This is a genomic window from Pseudomonas sp. LARHCG127 (assembly GCF_052871455.1).
Window position 1 is genome coordinate 195143 of sequence record NZ_JBIXJT010000009.1, and the last position, 17181, is coordinate 212323.

Genomic DNA, 17181 nt, shown 5'->3' on the forward strand with positions numbered 1-17181 from the left:
CGCTCCTTCAGATCAATTCGCGGACGTCGACGAAACGGCCGTTGACGGCGGCCGCGGCGGCCATGGCCGGGCTCACCAGGTGCGTACGGCCACCGGCGCCTTGACGGCCTTCGAAGTTACGGTTGGAGGTGGAGGCGCAATGCTCGCCCGACTCCAGGCGATCGGGGTTCATCGCCAGGCACATCGAGCACCCTGGCTCACGCCACTCGAAACCGGCTTCGAGGAAAATCTTGTCCAGCCCTTCCGCTTCGGCCTGGGCTTTCACCAGGCCCGAGCCCGGCACCACGATGGCCTGCTTGATGGTCGAGGCCACCTTGCGGCCCTTGGCGATCACCGCTGCGGCGCGCAAGTCTTCAATCCGCGAGTTGGTGCAAGAACCGATGAACACGCGATCGAGCTGAATGTCGGTGATCGCCTGGTTGGCGCTCAAGCCCATGTATTTCAAGGCGCGGACAATGGAATCGCGCTTGACCAGGTCCATTTCCTTGGCCGGATCCGGTACGTTCTGGTCCACGGCCAAAACCATCTCCGGCGAAGTGCCCCAGCTCACTTGCGGCTTGATCTGCGTCGCGTCGAGCTCGACCACCGTGTCGAACTTGGCATCGGCATCGGAGACCAGGTCTTTCCAGGCCTCGACCGCCATGTCCCATTCCGCGCCTTTTGGCGAGAACGGACGGCCCTTGACGTATTCCACGGTTTTTTCATCGGCGGCCACCAGGCCGACGCGGGCGCCAGCCTCGATGGACATGTTGCAGATCGTCATGCGGCCTTCGACGGACAAGTCGCGGATCGCGCTGCCAGCGAACTCGATGGCATGGCCGTTACCGCCGGCGGTGCCGATCTTGCCGATCACGGCCAGGACGATGTCCTTGGCGGTCACCCCGAACGGCAACTTGCCTTCGACGCGCACCAGCATGTTTTTCATTTTCTTGGCGACCAGGCACTGGGTGGCGAGCACATGCTCCACCTCGGACGTGCCGATGCCATGGGCCAGGGCGCCAAAAGCACCGTGGGTCGAGGTGTGCGAGTCGCCGCAGACCACGGTCATGCCGGGCAAGGTCGCGCCCTGCTCCGGGCCGATGACGTGGACGATGCCCTGGCGCACATCGTTCATCTTGAATTCGACGATGCCGTATTCGTCACAGTTATCGTCGAGGGTCTGGACTTGCAGGCGCGAGACCTGGTCGGCAATCGCTTCGATGCCGCCCTTGCGCTCCGGCGTGGTCGGTACGTTGTGGTCCGGGGTCGCGATGTTGGCATCGATGCGCCACGGCTTGCGTCCGGCCAGGCGCAGGCCTTCGAAGGCCTGCGGCGACGTCACTTCGTGAATGATGTGGCGATCGATGTAGATCAGCGCCGAGCCATCGTCGCGCTGCTTGACCAAATGCGAATCCCAGAGCTTGTCGTAGAGCGTTTTGCCGGCCATCAGACGGTTTCCTCATCAGCTTGTTTCTATGCCCCGGGCCTTGAACGAATCAATAACCCCTTGGCTTGTGAGGCTGATCCTATGGGGTTACATTAAATAACTCAAATTCATATTTTTCATGCTTTGCATAACCAACTGGAATCTGACCGGAACCGCCATGGACCTCGCCAACCTCAATGCTTTTATTGCCATCGCCGAGACGGGCAGTTTCTCCGGCGCCGGCGAACGCCTGCACCTGACCCAGCCGGCCATCAGCAAGCGCATTGCCGGTCTTGAGCAGCAGCTCAAGGTGCGCCTGTTCGACCGCCTGGGCCGTGAGGTGGGCCTGACCGAGGCCGGCCGAGCCCTGTTGCCACGCGCTTATCAGATCCTCAACGTACTCGACGACACCCGCCGCGCCCTGACCAACCTGACCGGCGAAGTGACCGGGCGCCTGACCCTCGCCACCAGCCACCACATCGGCCTGCATCGCCTGCCGCCTTTACTGAGGGAGTTCACCCGCCGCTATCCCCAGGTGGCGCTGGATATCCAGTTCCTGGATTCGGAAGTGGCCTACGAAGAAATCCTCCATGGCCGAGCGGAACTGGCCGTCATCACCCTCGCCCCCGAACCCCACACGCTGGTACGGGCTACGCCGGTGTGGGACGACCCCCTGGATTTCGTGGTCGCCCCGGAGCATGCCTTGCTGGAGAAGGGCGCGGTGAGCCTGGCGGACATCGCCTTGCATCCGGCGGTGTTCCCCGGGGGCAACACCTTTACCCACCACATCGTTCAACGGCTGTTCGAGGCCCAGGGCCTGACGCCGAACATCGCCATGAGCACGAATTATCTGGAAACCATAAAAATGATGGTTTCCATAGGCCTGGCCTGGAGCGTTCTGCCGCGCACCATGCTCGACGAACAAGTGGCGCGCATTCCTTTACCGGGCATACAGCTCAGTCGCCAGCTAGGCTATATCTTGCACACCGAACGGACGCTATCGAACGCCGCACGGGCTTTCATGGCCTTACTGGACGCACAAATCGATTTGCCAAGGAAAAAGGCATAGGTTGTGCCACGCCTGTAGGGCCTTGAATGCCTGTGCTTAATACCCACACCCGCTCAAGGCTCGCTAGAAAAATGCCCAAACCCGCTGACCATCTCCCGCCCCTGCCGCGCATCCAGGCGCTCGACCCGAAGCGGTCCGAGCAAAGCTGGGACAGCGCGCCACAGTTGCTGGCCGCCCTGAACGGCGCGCGGCTGGGCGCCTGGTCGTGGGACATCGAGAGCGGACGGATCAGTTGGTCCCGCGGCACCCAGGCGCTGTTCGGCTTCGATCCGCGCCAGCCGTTGCCAGCCGACGTGGACTACCTCGACCTGCTGTTGCCCGAAGACCGGGCCAGGGCCGTGCGCGCCTTTCATGCGGCGGTGGCCGGGGCGCCGCTGGAACAGGCCATGCACCATCGCATCGTCTGGCCCGACGGCAGCCTGCACTGGCTGGAGATCAGTGGCAGCGTGCTGCCCGACAAACACGGTCGTCCGCGCATGATCGGGGTGATTCGCGAAATCACCCATCAGCGCGAGCGGGAACAGGCGCTGCGCAGCTCGGAAAAACGCTTCGCCACGCTCTTTCATCTGTGCCCGAACATGGTCCTGCTGACCCGCCAGGAAGACGGCCTGATCAGCGAGGCCAACCAGTATTTCGAAAGCCTGTTCGGTTGGCCGGTGCATGACGTGATCGGCCGCACCACGCTGGAGCTGGGCTTGTGGGTTGACCCCAAGCAGCGGGCGAAACTGGTGGAGGCGACCAAGGCCAAGGGCGAACTGATCAGCATGGAGGTGGAATTCCGGGCCAGCAACGGTCAGATCCATAACGGCATTCTCAGTGCGCAGAAAGTCGAACTCGAAGGCCAGCCGTACCTGCTGAGCACGTTCCTCGACACCACTGAGCGCAAACTCGCCGAGCAGGCGCTCAAGGACAGCCAGGAACGCCTGGACCTGGCCCTCGACTCGGCGCAACTGGGCACCTGGGACTGGCACATTCCCAGCGGCATGCTCTACGGCTCGGCCCGGGCCGCGCAGCTCCATGGCCTGGAACCCAAGCCGTTCCACGAATCGTTCGATGCGTTTTTCGAGGGGGTGCCCACCGAGGAACGCAACAACATGCGCAACGCCTACCGCAGCCTGCGGGAAGGCCCGGCGGGCAATTACCAGCTGACCTACCGCGTACAACTGCCGGACGGCAGCTCGCGCTACCTGGAAAGCCGCGCCCGGCTCCACCGCAACAACGACGGCAGCCCCTTGCGCATGGCCGGGACCTTGCTGGACATCACCGACCAGGTGGAACGCGAACAGAGCCTGGCCGCTTCGGAAGAGAAATTCGCCACGCTGTTCCAGGTCAGTCCCGACCCGATCTGCGTCACTCACCAAGACAGTGGTCGGTTCCTCGAGATCAACTCCAGCTTCACCCAGACTTTTGGCTGGACCACCCGCGACGTGATCGGCCTCAGTGCCGACCAAATTGGCCTCTGGGATGCCTCGGGCAGCAGCCTGCAACGCATCGAACGGGTGATCCGCGAACAATCGCTGAACAATGTCGCCATCGTCGTTCACCATAAGAACGGCCAGCCGCTGACCTGCGTGATTTCCAGCCGGCAAATCAACGTTGGCAACCAGCCGTGCATCGTCACGACCTTGCGCGACATCACGCAGCAGCAACGCTCCGAAGCCGCTCTCAAGGCCAGCGAGGAGAAATTCGCCAAGGCGTTTCATTCCAGCCCCGACGCCATCACCATTACCGAACTCGAAAGCGGTCGCTACCTGGAAGTCAACGACGGCTTCTGCCGGCTGACCGGCTACCGCGCCGACGAAGTGATCGGGCGTACGGTCTACGAAGTGGGCATCTGGGCCGAAGAAAAACAGCGCGCCGCCCTGCTGGCCGAACTGCAACTCAAGGGTCGTGTAGTCCACCAGGAAATGCTCGGGCGCAATAAACGGGGGGAAATCCTTACGGTAGAGGTCTCGGTCGAGCCCATCATCCTCAATGAAACCGCCTGCCTGCTGTTGACCGCCCGGGACGTCAGCCTGCTGCGCAATGCCGAAGCCCAGATCCGCCACCTGGCCTATCACGACTCGCTGACCAACCTGCCCAACCGGGCCTTGCTGTTGGACCGCCTGAGCCAGCAGATCGCCCTGCTCAAGCGTCACAACTTGCGGGGTGCCCTGCTGTTTCTCGACCTGGACCACTTCAAGCACATCAACGACTCCCTCGGTCACCCGGTGGGCGATACCGTGCTTAAAATCATCACTGCCCGCCTGGAAGCCAGCGTGCGCCTGGAAGACACCGTTGCACGACTGGGCGGCGACGAGTTCGTGGTTTTGCTCAGCGGCCTGGAAGGCTCGCGCAGCCAGGTCAGCAAGCAAGTGCAGACCCTGGCCGACACCCTGCGTGAACTGCTCTCGGAACCCATGTTTCTCGATGGCCAACGCCTGCAGGTCACGCCAAGCATCGGCATCGCGCTGATCCCCGACCACGGCTCCACGCCCACCGATTTGCTCAAGCGCGCGGACATCGCGCTGTACCGCGCCAAGGATTCGGGACGCAACACCTCGCAGATGTTCCACAACACCATGCAAAAAGCTGCCAGCGAACGGCTGCGCATGGAAACCGATCTGCGTCAGGCCCTGGCCCGCGGCGAGTTCAGCCTGCATTTCCAGCCTCAGGTCGACGCCCGGGACAACCGCATCGTCGGCGCCGAAGCCCTGGTGCGCTGGCACCACCCGGAGCTCGGCGCCCAATCGCCCAATGAATTCATCAAAGTGCTGGAAGACAGCGGCCTGATCCTCGAAGTCGGGACCTGGATCCTCGATGAAGCCTGCGACGGCTTCAAGCAACTGATCGCCAAGGGCAAGATCGACCCGCAGCGATTCAGCCTGTGCGTGAACATCAGCCCACGGCAGTTCCGCCAGAGTGACTTCGTCGAACGCATCGAAAACAGCCTGGCCCACCACGGCCTGCCTTGCTCGCTGCTGAAACTGGAGATCACCGAAGGCATCGTGATCCAGAACCTCGACGACACCATCGCCAAGATGCGCCGACTCAAGAAACTGGGGGTGAGCTTCGCCATGGACGATTTCGGCACCGGTTATTCGTCGCTGACCTACCTCAAGCGCCTGCCGGTGGACACGCTGAAAATCGACCAGTCATTCGTGCGCGACGCCACCACCGACCCCAACGACGCCGAAATCATCCGCGCCATCGTCGCCATGGCCCGCAGCCTCAACCTGGTAATGATTGCCGAAGGCGTGGAGACCCTGGAGCAACTGCACTTCCTGCAAGGGCTCGATTGCCATTTGTACCAGGGTTACCTGCACAGTCGGCCGTTGCCGCTGGAGGCGTTTGAGCGGTTGTTGCCCTAGGTGTTCGGGATAGGGAGCTTTTGTGGCGAGGGAGCTTGCTCCCGCTGGGCTGCGCAGCGGCCCCAAAAATAGAAGATTCGCCTCAGACCAGCCTGACGCACCGAGTTGACTGGTTTCAGGGTCGCTTCGCGCCCAGCGGGAGCAAGCTCCCTCGCCACAATTGATCTTCCATACCCCCCCACCAATAAATGAAAAAGGGCGCCATATGGCGCCCTTCTTCAGTTGCGATGCATCAGTTTTGCAGCGCGGGTTGCTGCTGCGCCCCGTTGATCGGGATGCGCTTGGCTTTCGCCTCTTCCGGAACCACTCGCAACAGGTCGATGCTCAACAGACCGTTGCGCAGGCCAGCGGACTTGATCTCGATATGGTCCGCCAACCGGAAGGACAGCTTGAACGCACGCTGGGCAATGCCCTGGTGCAGGAAAGTGACGCTGTCGTTGCTGGCTTCACGCTTGCCGCCACTGATGGTCAGCACGCCTTTTTCCACTTGCAGGTCCAGGTCTTCTTCCTGGAAGCCGGCGGCGGCGACCACGATGCGGTACTCGTCATCACCATGTTTTTCCACATTGTAGGGTGGATAGCTGCTGCCTGGTTCGTTGCGCAGGGCGGTTTCGAACAAATCGTTGAAACGGTCGAAGCCTACCGAGGAACGGAACAGGGGGGCCAGCGAAAATGCAGTACTCATGATTCAAATCTCCTGAAAAATTCAGCAAGGTTTTTTGTCTCCGCGACCCGAATTCGGCATCGCGTAACCCCTATCTAGGGTCCGCCAAATACTTTTCAAGAGGTTTTTTTGAAATTTTTTTCAGGCCGCTTCGGTGCGCTGAACACCCAGCAAATGCCCCACCGCGTCGAGGTCGGTTTCCCGGCGCAGGGCGGTAAACAGCGCCACCGCTTCGGGGTAATTGCGGGTCAACATCGCCAGCCACTGCTTCAGACGGCCCGGCGCCTGGCGCGGTGTCAGTTGCTCGACCACTTGCCCCCAGAAGTCGTGAAGCATCGGTTGCAGCTCGGCCCAGGACATCTCGACCACCTCTTCGCCAGCCCGGGCGGCGGCGATCTGCCGGGCCAGGTCAGGGCGGGAAACGAGGCCGCGACCGAGCATGATGTCCTCGACACCGCTGATTTCGCGGCAACGGCGCCAATCCTCGACACTCCAGATATCGCCATTGGCGAACACCGGCACCTTGACCACTTCCTGGACGCGGGGGATCCACTCCCAATGGGCCGGGGGCTTGTAGCCGTCGACCTTGGTTCGCGCATGCACCACGATATGCGCAGCGCCGCCTTCAGCCAACGCCGTGGCACAGACCAATGCACCGTCCGGACTATCGAAACCCAGGCGCATCTTGGCCGTCACCGGGATGTGTTTCGGCACGGCGCGGCGCACATGTTCGACGATTTCGTTAAGCAGTTCCGGTTCCTTGAGCAATACCGCCCCGCCCCGGGATTTGTTCACGGTCTTGGCCGGGCAACCGAAGTTCAGGTCGATCACCTCCGAGCCCAATTCACATGCCAACGCGGCGTTTTCCGCCAGGCATACCGGATCGGAGCCGAGCAACTGCACCCGCAACGGCACGCCGGCAGCCGTTTGGGCACCGGTCAGCAGCTCAGGAGCGAGCTTGTGGAAATAGGCCGGCGTGAGCAGACGGTCGTTGACGCGGATGAACTCGGTGACACACCAGTCGATACCGCCAACACGGGTCAGGACGTCCCGCAGGATGTTGTCGACCAACCCTTCCATGGGCGCCAGGGCAATTTGCATGGAAACACATACTCGAACGAAAAAACGTGCGGCAGTTTACCGGATTTTGCCCCAGACATCGGAATTCACCACCAAACCCTGTGGGAGCGAGCTTGCTCGCGATGGCGGTGGGTCAGCTTGCGAAGATGCTGGATGTACCGCCGTCATCGCGAGCAAGCTCGCTCCCACACCGGTTCCAAGACGCCCACAAAATCGAAATCCACCACCAATCCCTGTGGGAGCCGGGCTTGCTCGCGATGGCGGTGGGTCAGTCTATGAAGAGGCCAGTTGAATTCAGCGCCACGCCATAACCTTCAATGAATTCCGGTGGCATGCGCTTGGGCCGGCCGCTGGACAATTCGATGCAGACAAAAGTGGTCTGGGCCCGCAGCAGCGTGGTGTTGTCGCTGGGACGGACCAGTTGGAAATGCCGGGTCATTTTCAGGCGCTGGTCCCAGTCGACGATCCAGGTCGCCAATTGCAGCTCGTCGCCCTCATAGGCGGCCGCCAGGTAATCGATTTCATGCCGCACCACGGCCATGGCCCGATCCAGGCGCCGGTACTCCACCAGATCCAGGCCCAGGCGCTGGGAATGGCGCCAGGCGCAGCGCTCGAGCCAGGTGACGTACACCGCGTTGTTGGCGTGGCCCAGCCCGTCGATGTCTTCGGCATTGACCTGAAGATCAATGATGAATGGCGTTGCCCGATCCCAGCCCATGCCCCTCTCCCGGTCGAATTTGGATCGGGGCAGTGTACCGGATGCTCAAGCCGATTGCCGCGCTTGCAGGCTGCGACCGGCCAGCAGTGATAACACGCCATCAATGACACGTGGATCGGCCAGCACCCGCTGATGCCCGCCCTGCGGCAGTCGCAGCAAGCGACTGTCGAACCAGGCCTCATGAATCAACTGCGACTCCTTGACCGAAACCGACGTGTCGTCCTCGGCATGGACGATCAACCCCGGCACGTCCAGCTGATAATGCGCTACATCCATCTTCGAGGCCGACATGCCCACATCGTTTTCCACCTGGCGAATGAAGGCCGAACGCGCCTTGGGCGGCAGGCCCATCATCCGGGAGAAACCGCGCAGCACCCCAAGAATGCGCGCAGGCGCGGCGATGCTGACCAGCGTCTCGGTACGCAACCCCAGCTGGACGGCCAACATGGCACTGGCGCCGCCCATGGAATGCCCGATCACCGCCTGCAACGGCGGCAGCTCGGCGGCGGCTTCGAGCATGGCCCGGGCGAACAACAGGACATTCGCCTCGCGACCCGGTGAGCGACCATGGGCCGGACCGTCCAGCGCCACGACCGTGTAACCGGCATCCACCAGGGCCGTGATCAGCGCCGCGAACTGGGTGGGCCGCCCTTCCCAGCCATGCATCAGCAGGACTGCCGGACCTTTGCCCCAGCGCAAGGCCGAGAGACCGAAGCGCAAGGTGACTCGCTGGGACGTCGCCAGCAACGGCAGCTCCCAATCCCGTGGCGGCAAGTTTCGAGGGCGCATGAACAGCGAGCGCATCTGTTTTGCCACCAAGCCCGGAGCCACCCAACCCAGCGTGCCATTGACGCCACGAATCCAGCTCAACCTGTCCATCGCTCATCTCCAGGGCTTGCGCCTCAGTTCAACGCACCGCCGACTTGGCGGCGCGCAGCAAACGATCCGATAACTCTCCCGGGCCCAACGCCCGTGCCAGGGCCAGGCCACCGACCATCAACGCGATATCGGCCAAAGCCTTGTCGGCGTCCTCCGGGCTGGCCGCCAATTGCGCGACCATCAACTCGATGTGCTCATTGAGCACCTCACGAAACGCATCCGGCAGCCGCCCGAGCTCACCGACCGACGCCGGGATCGGGCAGGCTTGCTCGGTGGAATCGCGGTGCTTGCGTGACAGATAGAACGCGGCGACCAGGGCACGTCGTTCTTCGCCTGTCAGCTCGCCGTCCATATCGGCGATCAAGCCGCGGCGGCGATTAAGCAGTTGCTTGAAAGCCTCCAGCATCAAGGCATCCTTGCTTTCGAAATGGGCGTAAAAACCGCCCACCGTCAGTCCGGCTGCGCCCATCACCTCGCCCACGCTCGGCTCTGCCGGCCCACGCTGGATCAGCGCATCGCTGGCGGCCTTGAGAATGCGTTCACGGGTTTGTGCCTTTTTATCGCTCATCGTCGCCTCCGAATATTACGATTGAAATATTATCCATGTAATAATTTTCCGCAAGCGGAAATTTTGACCGCCGGTCAGAGAAGTGTTTTTCAAGGATAGGAAATTGGCCAGACGCCAGACAAACAAAAGGGCCATTCAAGAATTGAATGACCCTTATAAAATCCCGCAGAGCGGGTAATCGTGGCGTCCCCTAGGGGACTCGAACCCCTGTTACCGCCGTGAAAGGGCGGTGTCCTAGGCCACTAGACGAAGGGGACACAAACCTTCTAACGTGATCAGTGCTGAGAACTGATCGCTTCAAGGCCGGTGTGGCCAGACCTCGAAGTGTAAATTGGTGGAGCTAGACGGGATCGAACCGTCGACCTCTTGCATGCCATGCAAGCGCTCTCCCAGCTGAGCTATAGCCCCGGATTTTTCGCCTCGCGGCGGAGCGACATCTTGCAACATCGCTTCTGTAAAACTGGCGTCCCCTAGGGGACTCGAACCCCTGTTACCGCCGTGAAAGGGCGGTGTCCTAGGCCACTAGACGAAGGGGACGCAAACCCTTCTATACAACTGATCAACGCTGAGTGTTGATCGCTTCAAGGCCGGTGTGGCCAGGCCTTGAAGTGTAAATTGGTGGAGCTAGACGGGATCGAACCGTCGACCTCTTGCATGCCATGCAAGCGCTCTCCCAGCTGAGCTATAGCCCCTCATCGCTGAGGACGGGGCGAATCTTAAGGGCGTATCGGAGGGCTGTCAAATTTATTTTCAACAAATTTGAAAATTTTTTGCCGGGATAACAATCACTTACCGACAAACCCCGGAAAACCGGGGTATGTCCTGCCTCATGGAGCGCTTAGGCGATCGCGCCCAGCAGTTTTTCCCACTCCTTGTTTTCCTTCTTCGACACGCCACCGAGCAGATCGATGGCCTGGCGCAGACGGAAACGGGTCAGGTCCGGCCCGAGAATTTCCATCGCATCGAGCACCGACACCGAGCTGGCCTGGCCGGTAATGGCGGCGAACATCAACGGCATGGCATCGCGCAATTTCAACTCCAGCGACTCCACCACGGCCTGGATGGTCGCGGTGATGCTGTCCTTCTCCCACTGACGCAGGCTTTCCAGCTTCCACAGGATCAGTTGCATCAACTGGCGCACCTGGTCGCCGGAGAGCTTCTTGGATTCGAACAACTTCGCGTCCGGCGTCACGCCACCGGCGAAGAAGAAGCCGGCCAGCGGGGCGATCTGGCTGAAGGTCTCTACCCTGCCCTGCACATGGGGAGCGATCTTCATCATGTACTCGGGGTTCAATGCCCACTTCTGCACGCGAGCGGCAAACTCTTCCACCGGCAGGTCCCGCAGCCACTGGCCGTTGAGCCACGACAGCTTCTCGACGTCGAAGATCGGCCCGCCCAGGGAGACGCGCGACAGGTCGAAGTGCTCGACCATTTCCTGCAGCGAGAACTTCTCGCGTTCGTCCGGCATCGACCAGCCCATGCGGCCCAGGTAGTTGAGCATGGCCTCGGGCATGAAGCCCATGCGCTCGTAGAAGGTCACCGAGGTCGGGTTCTTGCGCTTGGACAGCTTGCTCTTGTCCGGGTTACGCAGCAGCGGCATGTAGCACAGCTGCGGCTGTTCCCAGCCGAAGTATTCGTAGAGCAGGATCAGTTTCGGCGCGGACGGCAGCCATTCTTCACCGCGCAGTACGTGAGTGATGCCCATCAGGTGATCGTCGACCACGTTGGCCAGGAAGTACGTCGGCAGGCCATCGGTCTTCATCAGCACTTGCATGTCCATGCGATCCCACGGGATCTCGACATCGCCACGCAGCATGTCCGGCACGATGCAGACGCCTTCGGTCGGTACTTTCATGCGAATCACATGGGGCTCGCCAGCGGCCAGGCGCCGGGCGACTTCTTCCTTGGACAGCAGCAGCGCCCGGCCGTCGTAGCGCGGGGTTTCGCCACGGGCCATTTGCTCGGCGCGCATCTGGTCCAGTTCTTCGGCGGTGCAGAAGCAAGGGAACGCATGCCCCATGTCCACCAGCTGCTGGCAGTACTGCTTGTAGATCTCGCCGCGCTCGCTCTGGCGATACGGGCCGTGCGGGCCGCCGACGTCCGGGCCTTCGCTCCAGTCGATCCCCAACCAGCGCAGGGCATCGAAGATCTGCTGTTCGGACTCGCGGGTCGAACGCAACTGGTCGGTGTCCTCGATCCGCAGGATGAACTCGCCGCCATGCTGCTTGGCAAAGCAATAGTTGAACAAAGCGATATAGGCGGTGCCGACATGGGGATCGCCAGTAGGCGAAGGCGCGATGCGGGTGCGGACGGTGGTCATGGCATGTCTCGGAAAGAATATAAAAGCGAAGATCGAACAGGGGGCGAATGGTAACAGGCGATGGCGGGCGGGCTCCAGTGAGAGCGGGATTTGTGTGGCCAGTCGTTAGACCGAGTCGCGCCCATCGCGAGCAAGCTCGCTCCCACACTGGACCGCATCCAGTCCAGACGACTTGGTTTCCTGTGGGAGCGAGCTTGCTCCGGGCGGCGTTCCGACGATGAGGCCCTTAAGTGCGCCACAAAACCTCAGACAGTCAGCAACCGCTCCCGCAACTTGCCAATCTCATCGCGCAATTGCGCCGCCGCCTCGAACTCCAGGTCCCGGGCCAGTTGGTACATTTTCTCTTCCAGCTGCCGGATCCGCTTGGTGATTTCGCTCGGCGAGCGCAGTTCGGCCTCGTAGCGGGCGCTCTCTTCGGCGGCCTTGGCCATGCCCTTGCGCTTCTTGCTGCGCGAGCCGGGCACGGTGGCGCCTTCCATGATGTCGGCGACGTCCTTGAACACACCCTTGGGGGTGATGCCGTTGGCCAGGTTGAAGGCGATCTGCTTGTCGCGGCGGCGCTCGGTCTCGCCGATGGCCCGCTCCATGGAACCGGTGATGCGGTCGGCATACAGGATCGCCCGGCCATTGAGGTTACGTGCCGCGCGACCAATGGTCTGGATCAACGAACGCTCGGAACGCAGGAAACCTTCCTTGTCCGCATCGAGAATCGCCACCAGCGACACTTCCGGCATGTCCAGGCCTTCGCGCAGCAGGTTGATGCCCACCAGTACATCGAAGGTGCCCAGGCGCAGGTCGCGGATGATTTCGACCCGTTCCACGGTGTCGATGTCCGAGTGCAGGTAACGCACCCGCACGCCATGGTCGGCCAGGTAGTCGGTGAGATCCTCGGACATGCGCTTGGTCAGCGTAGTAACAAGCACTCGCTCTTCCAGTGCCACGCGCTTGGTAATTTCCGAGAGCAGGTCGTCGACCTGGGTCAGCGCCGGGCGCACTTCAATCTGCGGGTCGACCAGCCCGGTCGGCCGGACCAATTGCTCGATGACGCGGCCGGCATGCTCGGCTTCGTAGTTGCCGGGGGTGGCCGAGACGAAAATCGTCTGCGGGCTCACGCTCTCCCATTCATCGAAACGCATCGGGCGGTTGTCCAGGGCCGAGGGCAGGCGGAAACCGTACTCCACCAGTGTTTCCTTGCGCGAACGGTCGCCTTTGTACATGGCGCCGACCTGGGGCACGCTGACGTGGGATTCGTCGATCACCAGCAAGGCATCGGCGGGCAAGTAATCATACAAGGTGGGCGGCGGCGCACCCGCCGGGCGACCCGACAAGTAGCGCGAGTAGTTCTCGATGCCGTTGCAGTAGCCCAGTTCCAGGATCATCTCCAGGTCGAAGCGGGTGCGTTGCTCCAGGCGCTGGGCTTCCACCAACTTGTTGTTCGAACGCAGGTACTCCAGGCGCTCCTGCAACTCGACCTTGATCCCTTCGATGGCGTCCAGCAGGGTTTCCCGGGGCGTCACGTAGTGGCTCTTGGGGTAGAACGTGAAGCGGGGCAACTTGCGGATCACTTCGCCGGTCAGCGGGTCGAACGCCGAGATACTCTCCACTTCATCGTCGAACAGCTCGATGCGGATCGCTTCCAGGTCCGATTCCGCCGGATAGATGTCGATCACATCGCCGCGCACCCGGAACGTCGCCCGGGCGAAATCCATGTCGTTGCGGGTGTACTGCAAGTCCGCCAGGCGCCGCAGCAAGGCGCGCTGGTCGAGTTTGTCGCCACGGTCCACGTGCAGCACCATCTTCAGGTAGGTTTCCGGGCTGCCCAGACCGTAGATGCACGACACCGTGGTGACGATGATCGCGTCCTTGCGCTCGAGCAACGCCTTGGTCGCCGACAGTCGCATCTGTTCGATGTGATCGTTGATCGAGGCATCCTTCTCGATGAAGGTGTCCGAGGACGGCACGTAGGCCTCGGGCTGGTAGTAGTCGTAGTAGGAAACGAAGTACTCCACGGCGTTGTTCGGGAAAAACGCCTTGAACTCTCCATAGAGCTGCGCCGCCAGGGTCTTGTTCGGCGCCAGCACCAGGGTCGGGCGCTGCACCTGGGCGATCACATTGGCGATGCTGAAGGTCTTGCCCGAACCGGTCACACCGAGCAACGTCTGGTGCGCCAGCCCGGCCTCGATACCCTCGACCATCAGGCGGATGGCTTCCGGCTGATCGCCGGCGGGCTGGAAGCGGGTGACTAGCTGGAATTCAGACATGACATAACCTCTGGATTCACCCCTGTCGGCCAGCCGACAGGAACGAGAAAGACCGAAACGACTGATGTCGTCCGAGGAAAAAGCTGGGATGCACACAATGTGGAGGTGAATGCCTTCGCTTTCAAGACGAACGTCCTACACGCCTTGAAGACTTTGACGCGGCGAGAGGACTAACGGTCGAAAAAAATCGAAAAAACTTACCGTAAAAGCCGAATCGCCTGTCGCCGTGCCGGGTGATGGCCTCTATACTAGCTCCCCGTTTGTGCACCGCTCTAGTGCATTCGGCTGGAGCGCCACACGTCCCCTCACTCTCCATTCAGAGCCGCGCACTAATGAGCCTGTTTTCCGCTGTCGAATTGGCACCCCGCGACCCCATCCTGGGCCTCAACGAAGCTTTCAACGCCGACACCCGTACCAATAAGGTGAACCTGGGGGTGGGTGTTTACTGCAACGAGGAAGGGCGCATTCCATTGCTGCGCGCCGTTGTCGAAGCCGAGACGATTCGCGTGGCTCAGCACGTTTCCCGTGGTTACCTGCCGATCGACGGCATTGCCGCCTACGACCAGGCCGTGCAGACCTTGCTGTTTGGCAAGGACTCGGCGCTGATCGCTTCCGGCCGCGTCATCACCACCCAGGCCGTCGGCGGCACCGGCGCACTGAAGATCGGTGCCGACTTCCTCAAGCAACTGCTGCCTGGCGCCGTCGTCGCCATCAGCGACCCGAGCTGGGAAAACCACCGCGCCCTGTTCGAAACCGCCGGCTTCCCGGTGCAGAACTACCGCTACTACGACGCCGCCACCCACGACGTGAACCGCAGCGGCCTGCTGGAAGACCTCAACGCCCTGCCCGACCGTTCGATCGTTGTGCTGCACGCTTGCTGCCATAACCCGACCGGCGTGGACCTGAGCCCGGAAGACTGGAAAAACGTGCTGGCCGTGGTCAAGGCCAAGAACCACGTACCGTTCCTGGACATGGCCTACCAGGGCTTTGGCGAAGGCATCGACGAAGACGCGGCGGCCGTGCGCCTGTTCGCCGAGTCGGGGCTGACCTTCTTTGCCTCCAGCTCGTTCTCCAAATCGTTCTCGTTGTACGGCGAGCGCGTTGGCGCCCTGTCGATCGTCAGCGAATCGAAGGAAGAAAGTGCCCGCGTGCTGTCCCAGGTCAAGCGCGTGATCCGCACCAACTACTCCAACCCGCCAACCCATGGCGCCAGCATCGTTGCTGCCGTGCTCAACAGCCCCGAGCTGCGCGCGCAGTGGGAAGCCGAACTGGCCGAAATGCGCCTGCGGATTCGCGGCATGCGCGACCAGATGGTCGACATGCTGGCCAAGGCCGCGCCGCACCACGACTTCAGCTTCGTCGCCCGCCAGAGCGGGATGTTCTCCTACTCCGGCCTGACCGTTGAACAAGTGACGCGCCTGCGCAACGAGTTTGGTATCTATGCCCTGGACACCGGCCGCATCTGCGTGGCCGCGCTGAACCAGAACAACATCGATGCGGTGACCAAGGCCATCGTCCAGGTGATCTGACGCCTCGACGCTGGATGAAAAAACGGGAAGCCATTGGCTTCCCTTTTTTTGACCTGATGTTTTGTGGCTTGCTTCTGTGGTCTGTTTCTGTGGTTTTGTTTCTGTGGCGAGGGAGCTTGCTCCCGCTGGGCTGCGCAGCAGCCCTAAAACCAACCACCTCGGTATTTCAGACTGATTTAACCAAGCATTTTGGGGCTGCTTCGCAGCCCAGCGGGAGCAAGCTCCCTCGCCACAAAAGCAAACCACAAAAACAAAACCACAAAAGCACCGGGCACGACACTCTCGCTGAAGCTACAGCTCCGTCGCCCGCTGGCTCGCCGCATCGTCATAGATGACATACAACGACTCAGCCACTTGGCTCTTGATCGCCTTGGTGCTTTCCAGCCCCAGGACAAACCCCTCGGCCTTGCCACCGGCGCGATTCAGCGCCTCGGCGGTGCTGGCCTGGGTAATGGCGTCGTACAGTTTCTCGGCATGAGGCCCCACGCCCTTGGGCAAACTGATCTGGGCGGTACTCACAGGCACACCTCGGCGCAACGGGCTGTGTGAAGGGGTAACAGATGGTTCATGGCGCGTACCTCAATGTCGGCGAATGGCCGGCAGCGCGTCCTGCCACTTCCGGGCAACCATGGTAGCCCTCTCCCGCCGTTGCGGTAACTGCCAATCGTTGATTGTCCCTCAATGGGCAGCAGGAATGCGCCGCCCGGCAATAGACGCTTGACTTCTCTTTTCCAATCAGTAACATACGCGCCATTCCGCGATAGCTCAGTTGGTAGAGCAAGTGACTGTTAATCACTGGGTCCCTGGTTCGAGTCCAGGTCGTGGAGCCAGACAGCAACACACAAAAAGCCCCTGGATCGAAAGATCCAGGGGCTTTTTTGTGGGCAAAAAACAGGTGGATGGCCATATAAGCCTGGCCGAGGTCGCTGCCGGAACAACAATCCGGCACCAAAAAGGCAATATGGTCCGGATCCTGCTTTCTTTTTCCGACAACCCAAGCTGTCACGTGAGCGTCATGACAGGGCCGCAAACTGGCTCTGTCCGCCAACAACAGCTTCATAAAAACAAGGACGAAGGTATGCCCACACAAAACCCCCATCGCATTGTCGGCCTGTGCACCTCCAGCAAGGTGTACAACGTACTGACCGAACTCAAGCAACTGGAAGGCCACCGCAGCGCCAAATTCCTTTCCCTGCTGGCGGAAAACCTGGTGCGCAAGGGCCTGCTCAATGAGCAGGAAGTGGTGCACATGCTCGATCTGGTCGTCGATTGAGCGGCATCGATTCCTACTATTGAGCCAGTTGATTTTCCGTCCTTCCCCCTGAGCCGTAAGGTAAC

13 protein-coding genes and 5 tRNA genes are annotated in these 17181 nt (G+C 61.4%); 5 read left to right on the plus strand and 13 right to left on the minus strand.

Annotated elements, in window-relative coordinates; genetic code table 11:
• Positions 1-7: 7 nt before the first annotated feature.
• Positions 8-1426: a 3-isopropylmalate dehydratase large subunit gene (leuC, locus tag ACIPQ1_RS17395; protein WP_003203866.1), complete on the minus strand. Its 1419-nt coding sequence runs from the start codon at positions 1424-1426 to the stop codon at positions 8-10.
• 157 nt (positions 1427-1583) lie between these two features.
• On the opposite strand from leuC, the gene ACIPQ1_RS17400 reads away from it, so the two are divergent.
• Together ACIPQ1_RS17400 and ACIPQ1_RS17405 are read left to right on the plus strand one after the other, a co-directional pair.
• Positions 1584-2474 (plus strand): LysR family transcriptional regulator, encoded by an 891-nt coding sequence (locus tag ACIPQ1_RS17400; RefSeq protein ID WP_186707435.1) that lies wholly within the window; start codon positions 1584-1586, stop codon positions 2472-2474.
• A gap of 71 nt (positions 2475-2545) precedes the next feature.
• On the plus strand, positions 2546-5824 hold the full coding sequence (locus ACIPQ1_RS17405; RefSeq protein ID WP_411385177.1) for an EAL domain-containing protein: 3279 nt from the start codon (positions 2546-2548) through the stop codon (positions 5822-5824).
• 232 nt (positions 5825-6056) lie between these two features.
• Here the strand turns inward: ACIPQ1_RS17405 and ACIPQ1_RS17410 are convergent, their stop codons facing one another.
• The 11 genes from ACIPQ1_RS17410 to uvrB all read right to left on the minus strand — a co-directional run bounded on the left by ACIPQ1_RS17410 (position 6057) and on the right by uvrB (position 14314).
• On the minus strand, positions 6057-6509 hold the full coding sequence (locus ACIPQ1_RS17410; protein ID WP_053123476.1) for an Hsp20 family protein: 453 nt from the start codon (positions 6507-6509) through the stop codon (positions 6057-6059).
• Between the two features lie 120 nt (positions 6510-6629).
• Entirely contained in the window at positions 6630-7589 is a 960-nt protein-coding gene (locus tag ACIPQ1_RS17415; protein ID WP_250965485.1) for a tRNA dihydrouridine synthase, read from the minus strand.
• Positions 7590-7836: 247 nt separating this feature from the next.
• Complete coding sequence (locus ACIPQ1_RS17420) at positions 7837-8286, minus strand: acyl-CoA thioesterase (protein WP_250965486.1); 450 nt, start codon at positions 8284-8286, stop codon at positions 7837-7839.
• Positions 8287-8331: 45 nt separating this feature from the next.
• Positions 8332-9165, minus strand: a complete 834-nt coding sequence (locus tag ACIPQ1_RS17425) for an alpha/beta fold hydrolase (protein WP_250965487.1) — start codon at positions 9163-9165, stop codon at positions 8332-8334.
• Positions 9166-9193: 28 nt separating this feature from the next.
• Positions 9194-9733 carry a TetR/AcrR family transcriptional regulator gene (locus tag ACIPQ1_RS17430; RefSeq protein ID WP_058546579.1) on the minus strand — a complete coding sequence of 180 codons (540 nt, stop codon included), beginning with the start codon at positions 9731-9733 and terminating at the stop codon, positions 9194-9196.
• A 181-nt stretch (positions 9734-9914) separates the two neighbouring features.
• Positions 9915-9990, minus strand: a tRNA-Glu gene (locus ACIPQ1_RS17435).
• Between the two features lie 75 nt (positions 9991-10065).
• Positions 10066-10141, minus strand: a tRNA-Ala gene (locus ACIPQ1_RS17440).
• Positions 10142-10194: 53 nt separating this feature from the next.
• Positions 10195-10270: transfer RNA gene (locus tag ACIPQ1_RS17445), tRNA-Glu, on the minus strand.
• Positions 10271-10349: 79 nt separating this feature from the next.
• Positions 10350-10425: transfer RNA gene (locus ACIPQ1_RS17450), tRNA-Ala, on the minus strand.
• 146 nt (positions 10426-10571) lie between these two features.
• The gene (gltX, locus tag ACIPQ1_RS17455; protein WP_250965488.1) at positions 10572-12053 is read right to left on the minus strand and encodes a glutamate--tRNA ligase; all 1482 of its coding nucleotides are present in this window, start codon (positions 12051-12053) and stop codon (positions 10572-10574) included.
• Positions 12054-12298: 245 nt separating this feature from the next.
• Complete coding sequence (gene uvrB, locus ACIPQ1_RS17460; protein ID WP_411385179.1) at positions 12299-14314, minus strand: excinuclease ABC subunit UvrB; 2016 nt, start codon at positions 14312-14314, stop codon at positions 12299-12301.
• A gap of 332 nt (positions 14315-14646) precedes the next feature.
• On the opposite strand from uvrB, the gene ACIPQ1_RS17465 reads away from it, so the two are divergent.
• On the plus strand, positions 14647-15843 hold the full coding sequence (locus tag ACIPQ1_RS17465) for an amino acid aminotransferase (protein ID WP_250965490.1): 1197 nt from the start codon (positions 14647-14649) through the stop codon (positions 15841-15843).
• A gap of 291 nt (positions 15844-16134) precedes the next feature.
• Here ACIPQ1_RS17465 and ACIPQ1_RS17470 read toward each other — a convergent pair whose 3' ends face one another.
• Positions 16135-16362, minus strand: coding sequence for a hypothetical protein (locus ACIPQ1_RS17470; RefSeq protein WP_014337443.1), 228 nt, complete (start codon positions 16360-16362; stop codon positions 16135-16137).
• A gap of 235 nt (positions 16363-16597) precedes the next feature.
• Here ACIPQ1_RS17470 and ACIPQ1_RS17475 point away from each other — a divergent pair.
• Positions 16598-16673 (plus strand) — tRNA-Asn (locus ACIPQ1_RS17475).
• A 248-nt stretch (positions 16674-16921) separates the two neighbouring features.
• Complete coding sequence (locus ACIPQ1_RS17480) at positions 16922-17116, plus strand: hypothetical protein (protein ID WP_003203896.1); 195 nt, start codon at positions 16922-16924, stop codon at positions 17114-17116.
• The last annotated feature ends 65 nt before the right edge of the window (positions 17117-17181 follow it).

Bases quoted from the DNA above. Each gene is read 5' to 3' on its own strand.
- leuC (WP_003203866.1), bottom strand. From the start codon at position 1,426: ATGGCCGGCAAAACGCTCTACGACAAGCTCTGGGATTCGCATTTGGTC.
- ACIPQ1_RS17400 (WP_186707435.1), top strand. From the start codon at position 1,584: ATGGACCTCGCCAACCTCAATGCTTTTATTGCCATCGCCGAGACGGGC.
- ACIPQ1_RS17405 (WP_411385177.1), top strand. From the start codon at position 2,546: ATGCCCAAACCCGCTGACCATCTCCCGCCCCTGCCGCGCATCCAGGCG.
- ACIPQ1_RS17410 (WP_053123476.1), bottom strand. From the start codon at position 6,509: ATGAGTACTGCATTTTCGCTGGCCCCCCTGTTCCGTTCCTCGGTAGGC.
- ACIPQ1_RS17415 (WP_250965485.1), bottom strand. From the start codon at position 7,589: ATGCAAATTGCCCTGGCGCCCATGGAAGGGTTGGTCGACAACATCCTG.
- ACIPQ1_RS17420 (WP_250965486.1), bottom strand. From the start codon at position 8,286: ATGGGCTGGGATCGGGCAACGCCATTCATCATTGATCTTCAGGTCAAT.
- ACIPQ1_RS17425 (WP_250965487.1), bottom strand. From the start codon at position 9,165: ATGGACAGGTTGAGCTGGATTCGTGGCGTCAATGGCACGCTGGGTTGG.
- ACIPQ1_RS17430 (WP_058546579.1), bottom strand. From the start codon at position 9,733: ATGAGCGATAAAAAGGCACAAACCCGTGAACGCATTCTCAAGGCCGCC.
- gltX (WP_250965488.1), bottom strand. From the start codon at position 12,053: ATGACCACCGTCCGCACCCGCATCGCGCCTTCGCCTACTGGCGATCCC.
- uvrB (WP_411385179.1), bottom strand. From the start codon at position 14,314: ATGTCTGAATTCCAGCTAGTCACCCGCTTCCAGCCCGCCGGCGATCAG.
- ACIPQ1_RS17465 (WP_250965490.1), top strand. From the start codon at position 14,647: ATGAGCCTGTTTTCCGCTGTCGAATTGGCACCCCGCGACCCCATCCTG.
- ACIPQ1_RS17480 (WP_003203896.1), top strand. From the start codon at position 16,922: ATGCCCACACAAAACCCCCATCGCATTGTCGGCCTGTGCACCTCCAGC.